Here is a 17,995-nt window from a genome sequence, read left to right as displayed (position 1 = left end):
CCCCTAAATGCAAAAAACTTTTCAAGCGCGTTTTTTTTCAACAAAAGGGCGAAAAAGCGACGAATTTATGTCACTTTTTCCAGCAAACAGCCATAAAAGCTGGCGATCGCTGGAGTAAAATAGAAGTAACGATGTCAGTAAGGATCCGCAGCCATGCCGCTAAATGCACAACAACAGGCCGCCCAACGCAATCTTTCTTATCTGCTTGCAGAGAAACTCGGCCAACAAATTCTGGCGGGCGATTATCAGGCCGGTAGCATCCTGCCCGGTGAAATGGAACTGGGCGAGCAATTCGGCGTCAGCCGCACCGCAGTACGCGAAGCGGTAAAGATGTTAGCCGCCAAAGGCATGTTGCTACCGCGCCCGCGCATCGGCACCCGCGTGATGCCGCAGAGCCAATGGAATTTCCTCGATCAGGATTTACTGACCTGGTGGATGACGCGGGAAAACTTCGATCAGGTGATGCAACACTTCCTTATCTTGCGCACCTCGCTGGAGCCACAGGCCTGTGCGTTGGCAGCAAACCACGCCAGCCCACAGCAAACCAAGCTGCTGGCGGAGCTGATGGCGGAAATGCGCGCGCTGCATACCCAGTTTGACCGCGAGCGCTGGATCCAGGTCGATACCCAATTCCACCAGCTCATCTATGAGGCCAGCGGCAACCCGTTCCTGACCTCGTTCGCCAACCTGTTCAGTTCGGTGTACCAAAGCTACTTCCGCGCCATCACCGGTAATGAAGTGATCAAGCTGCGCCATCATCAGGCTATCGTCGATGCGATACTCGCCGGGGACAGCGCCGGCGCGCTCGTCGCCTGCCAGGTGCTGCTGAAAGAGAAAGACTAGACACGCTCCCCGCTTATATATAGAAGAAAGAGACGAGGGACAGACGACCATTTAACCAGGACCGACCATGACCCAATCCGCGCGCAGTATGGCAGGACTACCGTGGATCGCCGCAATGGCGTTCTTTATGCAGGCGCTGGACGCCACTATCCTCAACACCGCGCTGCCGGCGATCGCCCAAAGCCTGGGGCGTTCGCCATTGGCGATGCAATCGGCCGTCATCAGCTATACGCTGACGGTGGCGATGCTGATCCCGGTCAGCGGCTGGCTGGCGGACCGCTTCGGCACCCGGCGCGTGTTCATCTTCGCCGTCACGCTATTCACCCTCGGCTCACTGCTGTGCGCCCTCTCCCCCACGCTGAGCGCGCTGGTCGCCTCTCGCGTGCTGCAGGGCATCGGCGGCGCGATGATGATGCCGGTCGCGCGGTTGGCGCTACTGCGCGCCTACCCGCGCAGCGAACTGCTGCCGGTGCTGAACTTCGTCACCATGCCCGGTCTGGTCGGGCCGATTCTGGGGCCGCTGCTGGGCGGGTGGCTGGTCACCTACGCCACCTGGCACTGGATTTTCCTGATCAATATCCCTATCGGCCTGCTCGGCATCTTCTATGCGCGCAAATACATGCCGGACTTCACTACGCCCAAACGCCGCTTCGATTTTCTTGGCTTCATGCTGTTCGGCCTGAGCCTGGTGCTGATCTCCACCGGGCTGGAGCTGTTTGGCGAGCGGGTACTGGCAAGCTACGTTTCGCTGGGCATTCTGCTCAGCGGCTTTGTGATGCTGTTCGGCTACATCGCGCACGCCCGCCGTCACCCTCAGCCGCTGATCGGTCTCGACCTGTTCAAAACCCGTACCTTCTCGGTCGGTATCGCCGGCAACGTCGCCTCGAGGCTAGGCACCGGCTGCGTGCCGTTTTTAATGCCGCTCATGCTGCAGGTGGGATTCGGCTATACGGCGATCGTCGCCGGTTGCATGATGGCGCCAACCGCCATCGGCTCGCTGATGGCGAAATCCACCGTCACTCAGGTGCTGCGCTGGTTCGGCTACCGTAAAACGCTGGTCGGCATCACCGTTATCATCGGGGTGCTGATCGCCCAGTTCGCCCTGCAAAGCCCGGGCATGCCGCTGTGGCTGATGATCCTGCCGCTGTTCGTGCTGGGCATGGCGATGTCCACTCAGTTCACCGCCATGAACACCATCAGCCTGGCGGATTTGAACGACGCCAACGCCAGCGCCGGCAACAGCGTCCTGGCGGTCACCCAGCAGCTGTCCATCAGCTTCGGCGTGGCAATCAGCGCAGCGGTGCTGCGTTTTTACGAATCCCTGTCGTTAGGCACCATGATCGACCACTTCCATTACACCTTTATCACCATGGGGATCGTCACCGTGGCGTCGGCGCTGGTATTTATGTTGCTGAGAAGGAAAGATGGCCGCAATTTGATCAGCGGCCAGGAAAGCAAGAAAGAAGCGAAGGCGGCGAGTTAACGGTGGCCCACCGAGGCGCGTTCCACCAGCTCGGGCGTCAGCACCAGCACCTGGGGCGCGCGCTCCGGGTTCTGCAGGCGGTTGATCAGCGCATCGATCGCCAGTTCGCCCAGCGAATCCTTCGGCTGATGAATGGTGCTCAGCGGCGGCGCCAGATAACGCGCCAACTCAATGTCATCGTAGCCCATCACCGCCATATCCTGCGGTACGGAAAGCCCGGCCTGATACAGCGACTGATAAACGCCTACCGCCACCGCGTCGTTGCCGGCAAATACCGCATGCGGCGGCTCGTCCAGCGCCAGCAGTTGGCGCATGGCGTTCACCCCGCCCTCAAACTCAAAATCGCAATGCACTTCATACCCTGGCGAAACCGGCAATCCGGCGCGACGCATCGCGTTGCGATAGCCTTCCAGTCGGTGACGAGCGGTGGTTTTATCCTGCGGGCCAGCGATGCAGGCAATCTTGCGGTAGCCGCGGGCGATCAGATGATCGGTCGCCATCTCGCCGCCCAGCAGCGAGTTATCCTGAATAATGTCGTTGGCGCCCTCGAACGGCGCCCAGTCCATCATCACGATCGGCAATGACGGGTAGCGGCTCAGGGCATCTTGCGATGGCCGGTGGTTTTCGGTGCACATCAACAGCAAACCGTCGACGCGCTTTTGCAGCAGCGTCTCCATGCTGCGGTTCATGCGCGCGGCGTCTTCTTCGGTGTTGCACAGGATCAGGCTGTAGCCGCGTTCATAGCAGCTGCGCTCTACGCCGCGCACTACTTCGGCATAAAACGGGTTGTTGCTGGCGGTCACCAGCATGCCGATAGTGCGCGTCTGATTGAGCTTCAGGCTGCGCGCCAGCGCAGAAGGCGCATAGTTCAGCTGTTCCACGGCCGCCATGACCTTGTCGCGCACACTGTCGCTGACAAAGCGATTGTTGTTGACCACATGCGAAACGGTAGAGGTTGAAACGCCCGCCAGGCGGGCGACATCTTTCATGGTGGCCAAAGGATCACCCCTGCTGCTGCAAGAAGGCGTCGATCTCTTCACGCCACGGCACCGAAGGCTGCGCGCCGGGGCGGGTCACGGCGATCGCCGCCGCCGCATGGGCGAAACGCACCGCGTCGGCCATAACCTTGCCTTCCAACAGGGCGGTCACCAGCGCGCCGTTAAAGGTATCGCCGGCGGCGATGGTATCCACCGCTTGCACCTTGAAACCAGGCACCAGTTTGCCGTTGCCGTTTTCGCTCAGCCACACGCCGCGGCTACCAAGGGTGATGATCACCGTCGCGATGCCCTTGTCGTGCAGCGCCTGCGACGCACGCGCCGCATCGGCGTCGTTGTCCACGGCGATGCCGGTCAGGCGCTGGGCTTCGGTTTCATTCGGGGTGATCATATCGATCATGCCCAGCAGCTCGTCAGGTAGCTCGCGCGCCGGAGCCGGGTTGAGGATCACCTGCGTGTGATGTTGCTTCGCCAGGCGGGCGGCGGCAATCACCGTCTCCAGCGGCGACTCCAGCTGCATCAGCAGGGCATCGGCGTCGATCACTTTTTGTTGGTAGCGCGTCAGGTAATCCGGCGTCACCGCGGCGTTGGCGCCGGCATCGATGCCGATCACGTTCTCGCCTTCGGCGTTGACGAAGATCAGCGCCACGCCGGTGGTGCTGTCGGCGATGGCTTCAATCGGCTGGGTATCAATGCGATCGCTCGCCAGCTGCCGGCGGACACGTTCGCCGATATCGTCGGCACCCACGCAGGCGATAAAGGCGATCTTCGCCCCGCTGCGCCCGGCCGCCACCGCCTGATTCGCGCCCTTGCCGCCAAACGCCACCTTATACTGTTTCCCGATCACCGTTTCGCCCGGGTGGGGGAACTGTTCAATATTGAGGATATGGTCGGCATTGATGCTGCCAAGAACCACCAGCTTACCTGTTTCCATCGCATTGATTCCTGAATTGCGCGCCATCGTAAACGCCCCGTTCCGATGGCGCTGGTATGACTTACTGAGTGACCAGTTTCAAATCGACCGGGATGGTCGCCGGCACTTTTTCGCCTTTCAGCACTTTATCGGCGGTTTCCACGCCGATCACGCCGATCTGATCGGGACGCTGCGCCACGGTCGCCGCCAGCTTGCCGCCTTCGACCGCTTTCACGCCGTCGGCGGTGCCGTCGAAGCCTACCACGATCACGTCGGTTTTACCGGCGGTTTGCAGCGCGCGCAGCGCACCCAGCGCCATTTCATCGTTCTGGGCGAACACCGCCTGCACATCCGGGTGCGCGGTCAGCAGGTTCTGCATTACGTTCAGGCCCTTGGTGCGATCGAAATCGGCCGGCTGGCTGGCCAACAGTTTGAATTTATTCTGATCCAGCGACTGCTTGAAGCCTTCACCGCGTTCACGCGCGGCAGAGGTGCCGGCGATGCCTTCCAGCTGAATCACCTTGGCATCGGCGCCCACTTTCTTGGCGATGAAATCACCGGCCATTTTGCCGCCCACGCGGTTGTCCGAAGCGATGTGGCTCACCACGTCACCCTTGCTCGCCACGCGGTCCAGCGTGATGACCGGGATCTTAGCCTGGTTGGCCATCTTGATGGCGTTACCCACCGCGTCGGAGTCGGTCGGGTTGATCAGCAGCAGCTTAGGCGCGCGCACCATCAGATCCTGCACGTTGGCCAGCTCTTTCGCCGGGTTGTTCTGGGAATCCAGCACCACCAGGTTGTAGCCCAGCTTGTTGGCCTCTTGCTGCGCGCCGTCCTTCATCGAGACGAAGAACGGGTTGTTGAGGGTGGACACCACCAGCGCGATGGTGTCTTTAGCCATGGCATTGGCGCTCAGGGTGGCGCTCAGCGCGATGGCGGAGGCTAAGGTTGCCAGTTTTTTCATTTTCATCATCGTGATTCCTGTAGGGGAGGTTACTTGTTGCTTTTGTTATCTACCAGAACCGCCAGCAGTATCACCACTGCCTTCACGATCATTTGGTAGTAGGAAGAAACACCCAGTAAATTCAGGCCGTTGTTCAGGAAGCCGAGGATCAGCGCCCCGATCAGCGTGCCGACGATGCGGCCCTTGCCGCCGGCCAGGCTGGTGCCGCCCAGCACCACGGCGGCGATGGCGTCCAGCTCATAGCCGGTGCCGGCGGTCGGCTGCGCCGACGACAGGCGCGCCACTTCGATCACCCCGGCCAGCGCCGCCAGCAGGCCGCACAGCGAGTAGACGATAATCTTCACTTTATCGACGCTGATGCCGGACAGGCGGGTCGCCGCTTCGTTGCCGCCCAGGGCATAAATATAGCGGCCCAGGCGCGTATGGTGCAGCATATACCAGGCGGCGATGAACACGATCGCCATGATCCAGATCGGCGTAGGCACGCCCAGCGGGCGGCCGATACCGAACCAGCCGAAGGTATCGGCCACGTCGGTGAAACCGGTGTTGACCGGGCTGCCGTTGGTGTACACCATGGTGACGCCGCGCAGCAGCAGCATCATCACCAGCGTGGCGATAAAGGCCTGCACTTTGCCTTTGGCGACGATCACCCCAGTGCAGGCGCCAACCGCAGCGCCCAGCGCCAATGCCGCCGCCACCGCCACCAGCGCGTTGACCTCAAAGCCGACGATCGACGCCGCCACCGCGCCGGTCAGCGCCAACAGCGATCCCACCGACAGATCGATGCCGGACGTGAGGATCACCAGCGTCATCCCCACCGCCATGATGGCGTTCACCGAGGTCTGCTGCAGAATATTGAACAGGTTGTTCAGGGTGAAGAAGTTCGGGCTCATGGAAGAGACCACGGCGATCAGCACCAGCAGCGCAATCAACGACTTCTGCTCTAACAGCCACTCTTTACTGAACCAGCGCTTGGCTGCGATAGTCTGGGAACTCATATCTGATTACTCCTGCTTTACGCCGTATTGCTTGCCGACGGCTGCCGCCATCAACGCTTCCTGGGTGGCCTGTTCAATCGGGAACTCGCCGCTGAGATGCCCTTCGTGCATCACCAGAATGCGATCGCTCATGCCCATCACCTCCGGCATTTCCGAAGACACCAGAATGATGCTCAGCCCTTCCTGCTTGAACTGGTTGATTAACTGATAAATCTCTTTTTTGGCGCCGACGTCGACACCGCGCGTCGGCTCATCGAGGATCAGCACTTTCGGCCGGGTCATCAGGCCACGGGCGATCGCCACTTTTTGCTGGTTGCCGCCGGAAAGCAGGCCGATCGGCTGCTCCATCGACGGCGTTTTGATATTGAACAGGCGGATGAAATCCCCCACCGCCTGCCGCTCGTCGGCCTGTTTCAGGCTGCCGTCGGCACGGCTAAAGTAGCGCAGCGCGGTCAGCGACATGTTTTCCTTCACCGACATGCCCAGCACCAGGCCGTCGCGCTTGCGATCTTCCGAGATATAGACGATGCCGTTCGCCAACCCGTCCTGCGGCGAATGGGTGACCACGTCGTGGCCGTCCAGGCTGACGGTGCCGGCCTTGCGCGGGGCGGCGCCGTACAGGATTTTCATCAATTCGGTGCGCCCGGCGCCCATCAGCCCGGCCACGCCGAGGATTTCCCCGCGATACAGCGTAAAGCTGACGTCTTCAACGCCGGGGCCGGAAAGGTGGCTGACGTCCAGCCGCTTTTCCCCGCGCGGCAAATCCAGGCGCGGGTATTGTTCTTCCAGCTTGCGGCCGACCATCATCTCAATCAGCGAATCTTCCTGCAGCTCGCTCACCGGCCGCTCGGCGATAAACTGCCCGTCGCGGAATACGGTCACGTCGTCGCAGATTTCAAAAATCTCTTTCAGGCGGTGCGAGATATACACGATGCCGCGCCCTTCGGCCTTCAGTTCATTGATCACCTTGAACAGCGAGGCGGTTTCAGTGTCGGTCAGCGCATCGGTCGGTTCGTCCATGATGATCACTTTCGATTCGAAGCTCAGCACCTTGGCGATCTCCACCATCTGCTGATCGCCAATCGACAGCTCACCCACCAGCCGGTGGCTGCTGTAACGCAGATTGAGACGCGCCAACAAGCGATCGGCCTCGGCGTACATGCGCTTCCAGTCAATGCGGCCGAAACGGTTGACGAACTCGCGGCCGAGGAAGATGTTTTCCGCAATCGTCAGCTGCGGGATCAGGTTCAGCTCCTGATGGATAATGCCGATGCCCGCTTCCTGCGAATCCTTAGGCCCGTTGAATACCACCTCTTTACCGAGAAAATACTGACTGCCGGCGTCTTTCTGGTAGATGCCGGTCAGCACTTTCATCATGGTGGACTTCCCGGCGCCGTTTTCCCCCACCAGCGCCATCACCTTGCCGGGATAGACGCTGAGGGCGGCGCCGGAAAGCGCCTTCACGCCGGGAAAGGCTTTATCAATCCCTTTCAGTTGCAGTAAAGGTTGCATACGCGCCTCAGAAAGTTACGCCGGCGCACAGGATCACGTTCGCGTAAGGCGAACACTCCCCGCTGCGGATCACCGCCCGGCTGTGCTCGGTTTGCGCTTTAAACGCCTGATGGCTGATATAGCGCACGCTGATGGTGTTACCCTGGCGTTGGCCCAGTGCGGTCAGTTCCGCCAACAGAACCTCGTGGAGCGACGGATTCTGTTTCACGATCTCTTCCGCCAGGAGGGCGCTTTCTACCTGCATCTCTTGCGTGACCGCCGCGAACACCTGCATGAAGGTCGGCACGCCCTGCGTCAGCGCCAGATCGATGCGCTGCGTTTCTGCCGGTATCGGCAGGCCCGCGTCACACAAGGTGAGCTGGTCGGTATGCCCCAGCCGGGCAACCACGGCAGACACGTCGGAATTCAGTAATACGCCTTTTTTCATCTTCTCACTCCGCTAGCGAAACGTTTCGCTCTCTGAGGGAGTTTAAAAAAACGGCAGGGGAAGGCAACCGGGACAATGCAGAAGTGTGATCGCTATCGAAACGTTTCGTTAACGCCCGGACAATGCACAAACAAAAGGGGCTCAGCCATGCTGAGCCCCTTATTCGGCGGGTTAGATCTCGACCTGCGTGCCGAGTTCGATGACCCGGTTCGGCGGGATCTCAAACTGATCCGGCGCGCGCAGCGCGTTGCGGCTAAGGGCGACGAACAGCTTGCCGCGCAGGTAGAGATACCACGGCCGCTTGGTGAGGATCAGCGACTCATGCGACATGAAGAATGACGTCTCCGACATGCGGCACGGCAACCCTTCCAGCCCGCAGCGGTGGAACACCTCCTCGACGTTCGGCGTTTCCCGCCAGCCGTAACTGGCCACCACCCGCCAGAAGGTCGGCGACAGCTGTTCGATGGTCACCCGGCGCACGTTGTGCACGTAAGGCGCATCCTCGGTGCGCAGCGTCAGCAGCACCACGCGTTCATGCAGCACCTTGTTGTGCTTCAGGTTGTGCAGCAGCGCAAAAGGAATGACGTTGGTGGCGCGCGACAGGAACACCGCGGTACCCGGCACCCGCACCGGCGGCGATTTCTCCAGCGAGGCGATCATCGCCTCCAGCGAGTTGCCGTGTTCATGCAGGCGGCGCAGCAAGCGGAAGCGCTCGCTCTTCCAGGTGGTCATAATGACGAACATCACCAGCGCCAAGGTCAGTGGCAACCAGCCGCCGGAGAACAGCTTCAGGGCGTTGGCGGAGAACATCGGCACGTCGATGATCAGCAAGATGGTCACAATGCCGATCGCCAGGAAGCGATTCCAGTGCCAGTTGTTGATCGCCACCGAGGTGACCAGAATGCTGGTCAGCACCATGGTACCGGTGACGGCGATGCCGTACGCCGCCGCCAGGTTGCTGGAGTGTTCGAACCCGATGATCACCAGCACCACCGAGATATACAGCGTCCAGTTGATCACCGGAATATAGATCTGGCCGGATTCCATTTCCGAGGTGTGAATGATGCGCATCGGCGACAGGTAACCCAGACGCACCGCCTGGCGGGTCAGCGAGAAGACGCCGGAAATCACCGCCTGCGAGGCGATAACCGTCGCCAGGGTCGCCAGAATCAGCAGCGGGATCAGCGCCCAGTCGGGCGCCAACAGGAAGAACGGGTTTTTGATCGCCTCAGGGTTTTTCAGCAGCAGCGCGCCCTGGCCGAAGTAGTTGAGCACCAGCGAAGGCAGCACCACGGTGAACCAGGCCAGGCGAATCGGGAACTTGCCGAAGTGCCCCATATCGGCATACAGCGCCTCGACGCCGGTGATGGACAGCACCACCGCCCCCAGCGCGAAGAACGACACCTTCTTATATTCCATGAAGAAGTTGAGCGCCCATTTGGGGTTCAGCGCCTGCAGCACTTCCGGGTTCGAAATGATGCTGCGCGCGCCCAGCACCGCCAATACGATGAACCACAGCAGCATCACCGGGGCGAACAGCTTGCCGACGCTGCCGGTACCGTGTTTTTGGATAACGAACAGCAGCGTCAGCACCAGAATGGAGAGCGGCACGATATAGGCATCGAGCGCAGGCGCGGCAATTTCCAACCCCTCGATCGCCGACATCACCGAGATCGCCGGGGTGATCACCACCTCGCCATAGAAGAAGCTGCCGCCGATCAGGCCCAGTATCACCAGCACCGCGGTGGTGCGCGCCGAGGTGTTGCGCCCGGCCAACGACATCAGCGTCAGAATGCCGCCTTCGCCGGCGTTGTCCGCGCGCATCACGTAGGTGAGATATTTGAGGGAAACGATCACGATCAGCATCCAGAAAATCAGCGACAAGAAGCCGAAAACCACGTCTGGACGAACATCGAAGCCGTAATGGCCGGAAAAACACTCTCTCAGCGTATAGAGAGGGCTGGTGCCGATATCACCGTAGACCACGCCGATGGCCGCCAGGGTTACCGCCGATAAGGACTGCTTATGCTCTGCGCTCATAATTCGTTTCTTTATCAGAACATCCGTTAGCGATGCATCCGCATCAGGCAAAATACGGGCTCAAAGATCCGTCACGCCCACCAGAAAGCCGCACAGTATGCACCATTTATACGGCTTGCCTACCCTTATATCAGAGCCGAAAAATAAACAAAATGTGAACCGGATATCCGGCACAACTGAGAAAAATATTACTAATCAATAAGCTATACCACTAAAAATAATGGTGGTTTATCATCGGATTATCGACCAAGATTGGCTAACTCTCGGACAATGCGACAATTATATGACGCCATCATCCCTTCTGGCAGAACGAATTTCCCGCCTCAGCAGCGCGCTGGAGAGCGGTCTTTATGAACGGCAAGAAGCGATCCGCCTGTGCCTGCTGGCGGCGCTGAGCGGCGAAAGCGTATTCCTGCTCGGCCCGCCCGGCATTGCCAAGAGCCTGATCGCGCGCCGGCTGAAGTTTGCCTTCCGCAACGCCCGCTCCTTTGAATACCTGATGACGCGCTTTTCTACGCCGGAAGAGGTCTTCGGCCCGCTCTCGATTCAGGCGCTGAAAGACGAAGGGCGCTATCAGCGTCTGACCGCCGGCTACCTGCCGGAAGCGGAGATCGTGTTTCTGGACGAAATCTGGAAGGCCGGCCCAGCGATCCTCAACACCCTGCTGACGGCGATCAACGAACGGCGCTTTCGCAACGGCAACAGCGAAGAACCGATCCCGCTGCGCCTGCTGGTCACCGCCTCCAACGAACTGCCCGAAGCGGACAACAGCCTCGAAGCCCTGTATGACCGCATGCTGATCCGCCTGTGGCTGGACAAGGTGCAGGATAAGCAGAATTTCCGCTCGCTGCTGGTCAACCGCCAGAATGAGAGCCAAAACCCGGTGCCGGCGGCGCTGAGCGTCAGCGACGAAGAGTTTCTGCAGTGGCAGCCGCAGATCGACAAGGTAGCGCTGCCGGAAGCCTGCTTTGAGCTGATTTTCTTCCAGCTGCGCCAGCGGCTGGACGCGCTGGAACAGGCGCCGTACGTCTCTGACCGACGCTGGAAAAAGGCCCTGCGCCTGCTGCAGGCCTGCGCCTTCTTCAGCGGGCGCGACGCCATCGCCCCGCTCGACCTGATGCTATTGAAAGACTGCCTGTGGCACGATCTCACCTCGCTGAAGCTGCTGCAACAGCAGATCGATCAGCTGCTGACCGAATCGGCCTATCAGCAGCAGTCGATGCTGATCCAGTTGCAACAGATCCATACCCGCTGGCTGCAGGACCAGCAGCAGCAAAGCGATCGGCAAGCCATCAGCCTGGTGAAAAAAGGCGGCATGTTCAGCCGCAAACCGCAATATGCGCCGGCCACGCCGTTCGCCGGCGGCACTCTCACTCTGCTGCTGCAAAAACCACTGCAGCTGCATGACATTCAGGTCAACCATCTGAGCATCGAGAGCAGCGTGCTGGATAACTGGCTGCAAAAAGGCGGCGACGTGCGCGCCAAGCTGAACGGCATTGGCTTCGCGCAGCCGATCGATTTGGACGTCGATGACCAACTGCACCTGACGGTGCTGGACGTCAGCCGCCAGCCTTCGCTGCTGGCGCTGCCGGGCAAACAGGCCACCGCCACGCCGCAGGCGCTGCTGGATGAAATGGACGCGTTGGCCCAGCGCCTGGCGGAGCAGCGCCGCGCCTTCAGCCAACATCAGCCCTGTCTGTTCACGCCTGCCGCCGGCCTGGCCAAGATCGAAGCCAGTCTGCTGCAGGTGGCGGAACAGGTTAAACAGCAACAGCAGCAAATGCGCGGCCAGTAACCATGCTCAGTCTGGAGACGCTCGATCTGCTGCTGGCGATCACCGAAGGCGAGATGATCGAGGAGATGATCGTCGGCATGCTGGCGGCGCCGCAGCTGTCGGTGTTCTTTAAAAAGTTTCCGGCCCTTCGCCGGGCGCTGGATCGCGATCTGCCACGCTGGAAACTGCAGCTCAAGGAGCGTCTGCAGGAGGCTATGGTGCCGCCGGCGCTGGCGCAGGAGTTTTACCGCTACCAGCAGTGCCAGCTGGAGAACAACACCCAGTTCTATCACAACCTCAATGACACGATGGAGCTTCTGCGTCAGCTGGTCTCGCCGTTTTATGAACAGGCACGCGCGCTGGTGGACGCCGCCGATCTGCCCAACCACCCGCTGGACGACAGCTTCCAAACCCTATTCCTGCAGCGCTGGCGCATCAGCCTGACGCTGCAGGCCACCATGCTGCACCACCAGCTGCTGGAACAAGAGCGCGAGCAGCTGATGGCGGAACTGCAGGAGCGTCTGGCGCTGAGCGGCGCGCTGGAGCCGCTGCTGTCGGAAAACGACACCGCCGCCGGCAGGCTGTGGGACATGAGCAAAGGCCAGCTGCAGCGCGGCGATTACCAACGGCTGGTGGAGTACGGCAACTTTTTGCAGCAGCAGCCGGAGCTGAAAAAGCTGGCACAGCAGCTGGGCCGCAGCTACCAGGCCAAGGCGGTGCAGCAACAAGACGCGCAGCCGGAACCGTTCAGGGTCATGGTGCAGGTGCCGGCCACGCTGCCGGAAGAAGTAAATGGCATTCATCAGAACGACGACATCCTGCGCCTGCTGCCGCCGGAGCTGGCGACGCTGGGGATTGAAGAGCTGGAGTTCGAGTTTTATCGCCGCCTGCTGGAAAAGCGACTGCTGAGCTACCGCCTGCAGGGCGACGTCTGGCAGGAACAGGTTCTGATCCGTCAGGTCACCCACCAGCAGCAGGATCAGCAACCACGCGGGCCGTTTATCGTCTGCGTGGACACCTCAGGATCGATGGGCGGCTTCAACGAACAGTGCGCCAAGGCGTTCTGCCTGGCGCTGCTGCGCATTGCGCTGGCGGACAACCGCCGCTGCTACATCATGCTGTTCGCCAACCAGATCGTGCATTACGAGCTCACCGCCGCCAGCGGCATCGAGCAGGCGGTGCGCTTTCTCGGCCAGCAATTTCGCGGCGGCACCGATCTGGCGGCCTGCCTGAACGCCACCGTCACCAAAATGGCGGAGAGTGGCTGGTTCGACGCCGATGCGGTGATCATTTCCGATTTTATCGCCCAGCGGTTGCCGGAGGAGGTAATAAAGAAGGTGAAACAACAGCAGCAAAGCCACCAGCAGCGTTTCCATGCGGTGGCGATGTCCGCCTACGGCAAACCCGGCATCATGCGCATCTTCGATCATATCTGGCGCTTTGATACCGGGCTGAAAAGCCGTTTAATGCGCCGCTGGCGGCGCTAGGCGGTTAGAGCAGGCCTTCGACCGCCCCACGCACTTCCGGCGACCACACGCCGCACTGCACCTGGCCGATATGCGACAGTTGCAGCAACAGCATCACCAAACGCGACTGGCCGATGCCGCCGCCGATGGTCTGCGGCATATCACCGCGCAACAGCGACTGGTGCCATTCCAGCTTCATGCGTTCTTCATCGCCGGTCAGCGCCAGCTGATGTTTCAGCGCGGCGGCGTCGACGCGGATGCCCATAGAAGACAGCTCGAAAGCGTCCTGCAGCACCGGGTTCCACACCACGATATCGCCGTTCAGGCCCGCCAGGCCATCCGTCGCCGGGGTGGTCCAGTCATCATAATCCGGCGCCCGCACATCGTGCGATTTGCCGTGCGACAGCTTGCCGCCGATGCCGATCAAGAATACCGCGCCCAGCTCTTTGGCAATCGCCCGCTCGCGCCCTTTGGCATCCAGATCCGGGTAGCGCTGCAGCAGGGTTTCGCTGTGCACAAAGTGAATCTGTTCCGGCAGGAACGGAGTCAGGCCATGCTCGCGGCTGACTTCCGCCTCCGTCGCCTTGATGGCGGCGTAAATGCTGCGCACGGTGCTTTTCAGGTAGTCCAGGCTGCGCTCACCGTCGCCCATCACCCGCTCCCAGTCCCACTGATCGACGTACACCGAGTGGATAGGCGTCAGGCGATCTTCATCCGGGCGCAGCGCCTTCATATGGGTGTACAGGCCTTCGCCGGCGCCGAAATCGTAGCTGCCCAGGGTTTTGCGTTTCCATTTCGCCAGCGAATGCACCACTTCGAAGGTGGCGTCAGGCAGGGTTTTGACCTTAACCTGCACCGCTTTCTCACTGCCGGAGAGGTTATCCTGCGTGCCGTCGCCCAAACGGCTGAGGATCGGGGCCTGCACTTCGATCAGGCCGAGCTGTTGCTCCAGCTGGCGGGAGAAGAAGGATTTGACCTGGCTGATTTGTTGTTGTTTTTGGATAAACTGTTTTTTCATTGCCGTATCTCTTGTAAACCTGTCTCTGTTGACATCGATTAAGCAACAAAATGACACGCCAATTCAATATCCATTAATCAATATTGCCTTTTCACTTTTAATCGTTCATTTTTACCCGGACAGAATTCAACAATCGTTAATTAATGGGGGATTAAATGGCGGAAATTTATCAGATCGATAATCTCGATCGCGGCATCCTCAACGCCCTGATGGACAATGCGCGCACACCGTACGCCGAACTGGCGAAAAACTTCGCCGTCAGCCCCGGCACCATCCATGTGCGGGTAGAGAAGATGAAACAGGCCGGGATCATCACCGGCGCGCGCATCGACGTCAGCCCTAAACAGCTGGGTTACGACGTGTGCTGCTTTATCGGCATCATATTAAAGAGCGCCAAGGACTATCCTTCGGCCCTGAAGAAGCTGGAAAGCCTGGAAGAAGTGGTAGAAGCCTATTACACCACCGGCCACTACAGCGTCTTTATTAAGGTAATGTGCCGCTCGATCGACGCGCTGCAACAGGTACTTATCAACAAGATCCAGACCATCGACGAGATCCAGTCTACCGAAACGCTGATCTCGCTGCAGAACCCCATTATGCGCACCATCGTGCCGTAACCCGCCAAATTGCATACCCACATTATCCACAGGTAGATCCCAGCCGATTCACAGCGTACAATGCAGCCACTTTGAGTGAGAAGGTTGGGATCGTTGGTTCATGGCAGACATTACTCTGATCAGTGGCAGTACGCTTGGCAGCGCCGAATACGTGGCTGAACATTTGGCTGAAAAGCTGGAAGACGCGGGTTTCTCTACCGAGATGCTGCACGGCCCTGAACTGGATGAGCTGCCGCTGACCGGCCGCTGGCTGGTGGTCTCTTCCACGCACGGCGCCGGCGAGCTGCCGGATAACCTGCAGCCGCTGTTGGAACAGATCGCCGAACAACAGCCGGATCTTTCCGAGGTGCAGTTCGGCGCCGTCGGTTTGGGCAGTTCGGAATACGACACCTTCTGCGGCGCGATCAAACAGATCGACGATCTGTTGATCGCCAGAGGCGCTAAAAGGATCGGCGATCGTCTCGAGATCGACGTGACCGAGCATGAAATTCCCGAGGATCCGGCCGAGGAATGGGTAAAAACCTGGATTAATTTACTCTAATTCGTCTAAAGATCGCGCGAACCATTGTGGATAACTATGCTTAAAAGCAGGGTAAAAGCCGTAGTTATCCCAATAACAACCGTTGTTCGCTTTTTGTCCTGTGCATAACAAGCCTTTTAGATCCCAGCTTATCTGCGTCGGGATCACCGATCATTCACAGCAAACGATCCTCCTTAATCTGCTGATCTTCATCGTGAATAGTCACTTATCCACAGAGGATCGCGATCCTAATAAGAGATCTAATAAAGAGATCTTTAAATAAAAAAGATCTTCTTTTAATTACCGACGATCCTGACCACTTGGTCGATCGTCTAAACTTGAGTAGAATCCCCCACCCCAGGGCAAATACGATCGTTCGCAATACGGCGAGGTGCAGTTCCATGTTTTATCCAGATCAATTTGACGTCATCATCATCGGTGGTGGCCATGCAGGTACCGAGGCCGCCATGGCCGCGGCGCGCATGGGACGTCAGACTTTATTATTGACACACAATATCGATACGCTGGGACAGATGTCCTGTAATCCGGCGATTGGCGGTATTGGTAAAGGGCATCTGGTTAAGGAAATTGATGCACTCGGCGGCCTGATGGCGACAGCGATCGACCATGCCGGTATCCAGTTTAGGATACTAAACGCCAGCAAAGGCCCTGCCGTTCGCGCCACTCGCGCCCAGGCGGATCGCGTACTGTATCGCCAGGCGATCCGTACCGCGTTGGAGAACCAGCCCAACCTGATGATCTTCCAACAACCCGTTGAGGATCTGATCGTCGAAAACGATCGCGTCGTGGGCGCTGTCACTCAAATGGGTCTGAAATTCCGCGCCAAGGCGGTAGTATTGACCGTAGGCACCTTCCTGGACGGCAAGATCCATATCGGTCTGGAAAATTACAGCGGTGGCCGCGCCGGGGATCCTCCTTCGATCTCGCTGTCACAGCGTTTGCGTGAACTGCCGCTGCGCGTTAACCGCTTGAAAACCGGTACGCCGCCGCGCATCGACGCCCGCACTATCGATTTCAGCGTACTGGCCCCGCAACATGGCGATACGCCGGTACCGGTATTCTCGTTCCTGGGCGATGCCAGCCAGCATCCGGAACAAATGGCGTGCTACATCACCCACACCAATGAAAAAACCCATGACGTGATCCGCAATAACCTCGATCGCAGCCCAATGTATGCCGGGATCATCGAAGGGATCGGCCCACGTTATTGCCCGTCGATCGAAGACAAGGTCATGCGCTTTGCCGATCGCAACGCGCACCAGATCTTCCTCGAGCCGGAAGGCCTGACCAGCAACGAGATTTACCCTAACGGGATTTCCACCAGCCTGCCGTTCGACGTGCAAATGCAGATCGTCCGTTCGATGGAAGGGATGCAGAACGCGCGTATTATTCGCCCTGGTTATGCCATCGAGTACGATTTCTTCGATCCACGCGATCTGAAGCCTACTTTGGAAAGCAAATTCATTCAGGGGCTGTTCTTCGCCGGTCAGATCAACGGCACCACCGGGTATGAAGAAGCCGCTGCGCAGGGCCTGTTGGCCGGTTTGAACGCCGGGCGCTTCGCCGACGAACAAGAAGGCTGGGCGCCACGTCGCGATCAGGCTTACCTGGGCGTGCTGGTAGACGATCTCAGCACCCTCGGCACAAAAGAGCCGTACCGCATGTTTACCTCACGCGCCGAGTATCGTCTGATGCTGCGCGAAGACAACGCCGATCTCCGCCTGACGGAAAAAGGCCGCGAGCTGGGTCTGGTGGACGACGTGCGTTGGGCACGTTACAGCGAGAAGCTGGAGCGAATCGAACGCGAACGCCAGCGCCTGCGCGACATCTGGATGCACCCGCACGCCGAGAACGTCGAACAGGTCAATGCGCTGCTGAAAGCGCCGCTGTCGCGTGAAGCGAACGGCGAAGAACTGCTGCGCCGCCCGGAGATGGATTACGCGCAGTTGACCGGCACCGACGCCTTCGCGCCACCGCTGGACGACGTGCAAGCCGCTGAACAGGTCGAGATCCAGGTCAAATACGAAGGCTACATCGCTCGTCAGCAGGAAGAGATCGAAAAACAGCAGCGCAACGAGAATACCTTGCTGCCGTTGGATCTCGACTACCGTCAGGTTTCGGGACTGTCGAACGAGGTGATCGCCAAGTTGAACGATCACAAACCGAACTCCATCGGCCAGGCTTCGCGCATCTCCGGCATTACGCCGGCGGCGATCTCGATTTTGCTGATCTGGCTGAAAAAGCAGGGACTGCTGCGCCGCAGCGCATAAATCTCGCATTCAGGCGGCCGTTTGTTCATCCCGTAGCCAAACGGCCGCTGACATCACTTGCGCCCTGAATTATCATAGTCGCCTCATTGCGCCAGCTAACCATCCGCTGGTCGTTCAGCGCCTGCCAGAGGATC

Annotated in this window: 15 protein-coding genes; 7 read left to right on the top strand and 8 right to left on the bottom strand. The window is 59.4% G+C overall.

The window, feature by feature from the left end; all coding sequences use genetic code 11:
- The first annotated feature begins 153 nt into the window (after positions 1 to 153).
- Together FUU19_RS01280 and mdtD are read left to right on the top strand one after the other, a co-directional pair.
- Positions 154 to 843 carry a FadR/GntR family transcriptional regulator gene (locus FUU19_RS01280; protein WP_033636503.1) on the top strand — a complete coding sequence of 230 codons (690 nt, stop codon included), beginning with the start codon at positions 154 to 156 and terminating at the stop codon, positions 841 to 843.
- Between the two features lie 67 nt (positions 844 to 910).
- Positions 911 to 2,326, top strand: a complete 1,416-nt coding sequence (mdtD, locus tag FUU19_RS01275) for a multidrug transporter subunit MdtD (protein WP_025160302.1) — start codon at positions 911 to 913, stop codon at positions 2,324 to 2,326.
- Here mdtD and rbsR read toward each other — a convergent pair.
- The 7 genes from rbsR to kup form a co-directional block, all read right to left on the bottom strand.
- Positions 2,323 to 3,324 carry a ribose operon transcriptional repressor RbsR gene (gene rbsR, locus FUU19_RS01270; protein WP_230489530.1) on the bottom strand — a complete coding sequence of 334 codons (1,002 nt, stop codon included), beginning with the start codon at positions 3,322 to 3,324 and terminating at the stop codon, positions 2,323 to 2,325. The genes mdtD and rbsR overlap by 4 nt on opposite strands.
- A gap of 4 nt (positions 3,325 to 3,328) precedes the next feature.
- Positions 3,329 to 4,255 (bottom strand): ribokinase, encoded by a 927-nt coding sequence (rbsK, locus tag FUU19_RS01265; RefSeq protein ID WP_230489529.1) that lies wholly within the window; start codon positions 4,253 to 4,255, stop codon positions 3,329 to 3,331.
- Positions 4,256 to 4,316: 61 nt separating this feature from the next.
- A complete protein-coding gene (rbsB, locus tag FUU19_RS01260; RefSeq protein WP_025160300.1) occupies positions 4,317 to 5,204 on the bottom strand; it encodes a ribose ABC transporter substrate-binding protein RbsB in 888 nt (295 codons plus the stop codon).
- A 23-nt stretch (positions 5,205 to 5,227) separates the two neighbouring features.
- Complete coding sequence (gene rbsC, locus FUU19_RS01255) at positions 5,228 to 6,196, bottom strand: ribose ABC transporter permease (protein WP_019455467.1); 969 nt, start codon at positions 6,194 to 6,196, stop codon at positions 5,228 to 5,230.
- A gap of 6 nt (positions 6,197 to 6,202) precedes the next feature.
- Positions 6,203 to 7,708, bottom strand: coding sequence for a ribose ABC transporter ATP-binding protein RbsA (gene rbsA / locus FUU19_RS01250; protein ID WP_197834005.1), 1,506 nt, complete (start codon positions 7,706 to 7,708; stop codon positions 6,203 to 6,205).
- A gap of 7 nt (positions 7,709 to 7,715) precedes the next feature.
- The gene (gene rbsD, locus FUU19_RS01245) at positions 7,716 to 8,135 is read right to left on the bottom strand and encodes a D-ribose pyranase (RefSeq protein ID WP_230489528.1); all 420 of its coding nucleotides are present in this window, start codon (positions 8,133 to 8,135) and stop codon (positions 7,716 to 7,718) included.
- A gap of 171 nt (positions 8,136 to 8,306) precedes the next feature.
- The gene (gene kup, locus FUU19_RS01240; RefSeq protein ID WP_049207096.1) at positions 8,307 to 10,175 is read right to left on the bottom strand and encodes a low affinity potassium transporter Kup; all 1,869 of its coding nucleotides are present in this window, start codon (positions 10,173 to 10,175) and stop codon (positions 8,307 to 8,309) included.
- Between the two features lie 283 nt (positions 10,176 to 10,458).
- Between kup and ravA the strand changes: the two genes are divergently transcribed.
- Positions 10,459 to 11,970, top strand: a complete 1,512-nt coding sequence (ravA, locus tag FUU19_RS01235; RefSeq protein ID WP_230507057.1) for an ATPase RavA — start codon at positions 10,459 to 10,461, stop codon at positions 11,968 to 11,970.
- A gap of 2 nt (positions 11,971 to 11,972) precedes the next feature.
- The gene (gene viaA, locus FUU19_RS01230) at positions 11,973 to 13,436 is read left to right on the top strand and encodes an ATPase RavA stimulator ViaA (protein WP_230489527.1); all 1,464 of its coding nucleotides are present in this window, start codon (positions 11,973 to 11,975) and stop codon (positions 13,434 to 13,436) included.
- 4 nt (positions 13,437 to 13,440) lie between these two features.
- On the opposite strand, the gene asnA is transcribed toward viaA, so the two are convergent.
- Positions 13,441 to 14,433, bottom strand: coding sequence for an aspartate--ammonia ligase (asnA, locus tag FUU19_RS01225; RefSeq protein ID WP_025304735.1), 993 nt, complete (start codon positions 14,431 to 14,433; stop codon positions 13,441 to 13,443).
- Positions 14,434 to 14,588: 155 nt separating this feature from the next.
- Here asnA and asnC point away from each other — a divergent pair, with 155 nt between their 5' ends.
- From asnC to mnmG, 3 genes are all read left to right on the top strand, one after another.
- Entirely contained in the window at positions 14,589 to 15,050 is a 462-nt protein-coding gene (gene asnC / locus FUU19_RS01220; protein WP_004933786.1) for a transcriptional regulator AsnC, read from the top strand.
- 100 nt (positions 15,051 to 15,150) lie between these two features.
- Positions 15,151 to 15,591 carry an FMN-binding protein MioC gene (gene mioC / locus FUU19_RS01215; RefSeq protein WP_025304736.1) on the top strand — a complete coding sequence of 147 codons (441 nt, stop codon included), beginning with the start codon at positions 15,151 to 15,153 and terminating at the stop codon, positions 15,589 to 15,591.
- A 380-nt stretch (positions 15,592 to 15,971) separates the two neighbouring features.
- Positions 15,972 to 17,861 carry a tRNA uridine-5-carboxymethylaminomethyl(34) synthesis enzyme MnmG gene (mnmG, locus tag FUU19_RS01210; protein WP_060434926.1) on the top strand — a complete coding sequence of 630 codons (1,890 nt, stop codon included), beginning with the start codon at positions 15,972 to 15,974 and terminating at the stop codon, positions 17,859 to 17,861.
- Positions 17,862 to 17,995: the final 134 nt, after the last annotated feature.

The sequence above is a fragment of the Serratia montpellierensis genome (genome assembly GCF_020858655.1).
Taxonomy (GTDB): Bacteria; Pseudomonadota; Gammaproteobacteria; order Enterobacterales; family Enterobacteriaceae; genus Serratia; species Serratia montpellierensis.
The sequence above is the reverse complement of the archived record's forward strand: the minus strand, read 5'-3'. Positions and strand labels throughout refer to the sequence as shown.

Coding starts and splice junctions, on each gene's coding strand:
- FUU19_RS01280 (WP_033636503.1), top strand. CDS start 154: ATGCCGCTAAATGCACAACAACAGGCCGCCCAACGCAATCTTTCTTAT.
- mdtD (WP_025160302.1), top strand. CDS start 911: ATGACCCAATCCGCGCGCAGTATGGCAGGACTACCGTGGATCGCCGCA.
- rbsK (WP_230489529.1), bottom strand. CDS start 4,255: ATGGAAACAGGTAAGCTGGTGGTTCTTGGCAGCATCAATGCCGACCAT.
- rbsB (WP_025160300.1), bottom strand. CDS start 5,204: ATGAAAATGAAAAAACTGGCAACCTTAGCCTCCGCCATCGCGCTGAGC.
- rbsC (WP_019455467.1), bottom strand. CDS start 6,196: ATGAGTTCCCAGACTATCGCAGCCAAGCGCTGGTTCAGTAAAGAGTGG.
- rbsA (WP_197834005.1), bottom strand. CDS start 7,708: ATGCAACCTTTACTGCAACTGAAAGGGATTGATAAAGCCTTTCCCGGC.
- rbsD (WP_230489528.1), bottom strand. CDS start 8,135: ATGAAAAAAGGCGTATTACTGAATTCCGACGTGTCTGCCGTGGTTGCC.
- kup (WP_049207096.1), bottom strand. CDS start 10,175: ATGAGCGCAGAGCATAAGCAGTCCTTATCGGCGGTAACCCTGGCGGCC.
- ravA (WP_230507057.1), top strand. CDS start 10,459: ATGACGCCATCATCCCTTCTGGCAGAACGAATTTCCCGCCTCAGCAGC.
- viaA (WP_230489527.1), top strand. CDS start 11,973: ATGCTCAGTCTGGAGACGCTCGATCTGCTGCTGGCGATCACCGAAGGC.
- asnA (WP_025304735.1), bottom strand. CDS start 14,433: ATGAAAAAACAGTTTATCCAAAAACAACAACAAATCAGCCAGGTCAAA.
- asnC (WP_004933786.1), top strand. CDS start 14,589: ATGGCGGAAATTTATCAGATCGATAATCTCGATCGCGGCATCCTCAAC.
- mioC (WP_025304736.1), top strand. CDS start 15,151: ATGGCAGACATTACTCTGATCAGTGGCAGTACGCTTGGCAGCGCCGAA.
- mnmG (WP_060434926.1), top strand. CDS start 15,972: ATGTTTTATCCAGATCAATTTGACGTCATCATCATCGGTGGTGGCCAT.